Annotated in this window: 2 protein-coding genes; one reads left to right on the plus strand and one right to left on the minus strand. The window is 72.5% G+C overall.

Features of this window, described 5'->3' with window-relative positions; genetic code table 11:
- Window positions 1-223 precede the first annotated feature (223 nt).
- Complete coding sequence (locus ACG2DA_RS22285) at window positions 224-967, minus strand: class I SAM-dependent methyltransferase (RefSeq protein ID WP_395258832.1); 744 nt, start codon at window positions 965-967, stop codon at window positions 224-226.
- Window positions 968-1386: 419 nt separating this feature from the next.
- Here ACG2DA_RS22285 and ACG2DA_RS22290 point away from each other — a divergent pair, with 419 nt between their 5' ends.
- Window positions 1387-2793, plus strand: a complete 1407-nt coding sequence (locus tag ACG2DA_RS22290) for a hypothetical protein (RefSeq protein ID WP_395258834.1) — start codon at window positions 1387-1389, stop codon at window positions 2791-2793.
- Window positions 2794-2866 lie beyond the last annotated feature (73 nt).

Raw genomic sequence — 2866 nt, forward strand, 5'->3', positions numbered from 1 at the left:
CGGCCCGGGCGGGCCGCGTTTGTTCGGGGTCGGCGTCGCGCCCGGTGCGGGCTCGGCGTCGTCCGGTCGCCGGGGGCGGCGACCCGCAACGCTACGTCGCCCCGCGGGCGGGGCAAACGGCGTCGGGCCGCGGGGAAGAAAAATGCGCGGGGCGACGCCGCCCCCTCCGGATCGCCGCCCCCTCCGGATCGCCGGCCGCGGGGGCCGACGCCGCGGAGGCCGGTCAGTCGGGGTTCGGCTCGGCGGGAGCCGACTCGGCGGGGTTCGGGCAGCCGGAGAGCGTCATGTGGCGGTCGCCGGTCCGCTCCACGGTGACGTGGTTCACGCCGGCCTCCGCCAGTAACGCCTCCATCTCCTCCACCGTGTAGGCGGCGTGCAGGGAGGCCCGCAGCAACTCGCGGGCGGCGGGCTCCTCGTGCGCGGCGTGCTGCGCCACCAGGGCGTCCAGCGCGGCGGCGTCGGCCGGGCGGACCAGATCGCGGAAGAACAGCAGCCCCCCCGGGGCCAGCACGCGGGCCGCCTCCCGCAACACCGCCGCCGGCCGCGTGAGGTGATGCAGCAGGCTGTTGGAGACGACCGTGTGGAACTGCCCGTCCTCGAACGGCAGGTCGTCCGCCCGGGCCTGCCGCAGCCGCACGCCCCCCTGCAACCCGGAGGCGAACACGTTCTTCTTCGCCCGGGCCAGCATCGCCTCGGAGGCGTCCACCAGCATCATGCGGGCGAAGATCGGCCGGCGGCCCAGTTCGATCGGGATGCGGCCCGTCCCGGCGCCCAGGTCCAACAGGCGGAGCGGGTTCAGCCCGTCCCGCAGCCGCTCGGCGAGATCGGCGGCGGCGAGGGCCGGCAGCAGATCATCCACAAACGCCCGATTGACGGCCGCGTGATCCATCCGATCGTAAGCGGCGGCGTCGTCCGCGGACGCCGTCACCTCCGCCTCCGGCGTTCGGGACAGTACGGATTGGGGCATCGGGGGCGGCGTCCATCGCGGCGACCGGCTGGCGACGCAGCCGGGGTCATTGTGGGGGGCGACAGGGGCGAGCCGCGGACGCGGCCCGCCCGGTCAGCCGGGCGTTGCCGCCGGCTCCGGAATTCCGGGACCGATCGTACGGCCCGCTGCGTAACCGTAAAGCGGGACCCGGGAGAGCCGTCCACCGGGGATCGCCCCGTCGTCGTTCCGACGGTTCCCCGGCCGCTTCCCGACTGCCTTTTCACCGGACCTTTTCGGTCGCGCGTCGCGGTCGGGCAGCTTCGCCGCCGCGGCCGGTTCGTCAAGTCCGGAGCCGCGGGGGCGCCCCGCGTCACGCCCCGGCGGATTTGCCCGGTCCGGCGGGCGGGCCTACGCTGCGGGGCCTGCCCCGCGATTCGAATCGACCCCCGCGCCCGCCCGTGACGACCCGCCCCGCCCGCTCCCGCTCCGCCTTCCCGCCGGCTCGGGGGATCGCCCGCCGGTTCGCCCCCTGGGCGACCTCGGCGCTGCTGCTCGCCGCGACGACTGTCGGCTGCGAATCGAAGAACAGCGATTACGACGCCCTCACCGCCGAGCGCGACGCCGCCCTCGCCGAAGCCGATTCCCTGAAGGCCCGCGTCGCCACGCTGGAGGCCGGCGGCGGGGGCGTCGACCTCGACCCGCTGCTGCAGGCCCTCCGCGACGCCGGGGCGACCGTCACCGAGGACGGCGGCGTCGTCACCGCGGTCGCCATGCCGGCGACCAGCTCCACCAACGCCGCCCACCTGCTTCCCCTGCTCCTCCTGCCGGAGCTGAAGACCCTCACCCTCGGCGGCGTCGCCTTCGACGACGACGCGATGGCGACCGTCGGCAAATTGACCAGCCTGGAGCGCCTGGACATCTCCGGCACCCCCGTCACCAACGAGGGGCTGGCCGAACTGTCCGGCCTGACCAACCTCAAGGTGCTCCGGCTCAAAACCGTGCCGGTCGACGACCTCGCCCCGCTGGAGGGAATGACCGAACTCCGCGAACTCGACGTGCGGTTCTCCAACGTCGGCGACGCCGCGATGGAGTCCGTCGCCAAGCTGCCAAACCTCTCCGCCCTCAAGCTGGAGCGCTCCAAGGTGACGGACGAGGGCCTGAAGAAGCTTTCGCCTGAGCAGCCGCTCCGCGTGCTGGACCTGGACACCGGCTTCTCCGATCCGCTGCCGATCCTCGCCGAGAAAGGCTACACCGACCTGCGGGCGCTGGAGCTGGACCGCACCGACATCTACGGCGCCGAGGGCTTCGCCCCGCTGACGCAGTTCAAGGATCTGCGGGTCCTCTCGTTGCAGGAAGCCTACCCCTACGACGAGGACCTCCAGCCGGTGCTGGGCGAGCTGACGAAGCTCGAATCCCTGAACCTGCGGCAGACGCCGGTCACCAACGCCCTGATGCCGACCGTCGGGGAGCTGACGGAACTGAAAACGCTGAACCTCGCCGAGGTCTCCGCCGTCACCGAGCCGGGCCTCAAGGAACTGGCCCCGCTGACCAAGATGGAGGACCTCGACCTGTGGGCCACCGGCGCCACCGACGCCACGATGACGGAGGTGATCGCCAACTTCGAGAACCTCAAAGCCCTCTCCCTCCAGCAGACGAAGGTCGGCGACGAGGGTCTGAAGGCGCTGGCGGACCTGAAGCAGCTCGAACGGCTGGACCTGTCCGAAACGCAGGTGACGGACGAGTCGGTCGACGTGCTGAAGGGCCTGCCGAACCTGAAGAGCCTCACCCTCAAGAACACGGAGATCACCTCCGAGGGCGTCGCGGAACTGGAAGAGGCGAACCCGGACCTGAACATCGTCCGGTGAGGCCTCGGGCCGGGGAGCGGAACTCCCCTCGCCCCCCTTTTGGGGGAGAGGGGTCGGGGGTGAGGGGGCAGCG

Source organism: Alienimonas sp. DA493, from assembly GCF_043951915.1.
Classification (GTDB): domain Bacteria; phylum Planctomycetota; class Planctomycetia; order Planctomycetales; family Planctomycetaceae; genus Alienimonas.

Bases quoted from the DNA above. Each gene is read 5' to 3' on its own strand.
- ACG2DA_RS22285 (WP_395258832.1), bottom strand. From the start codon at position 967: ATGCCCCAATCCGTACTGTCCCGAACGCCGGAGGCGGAGGTGACGGCG.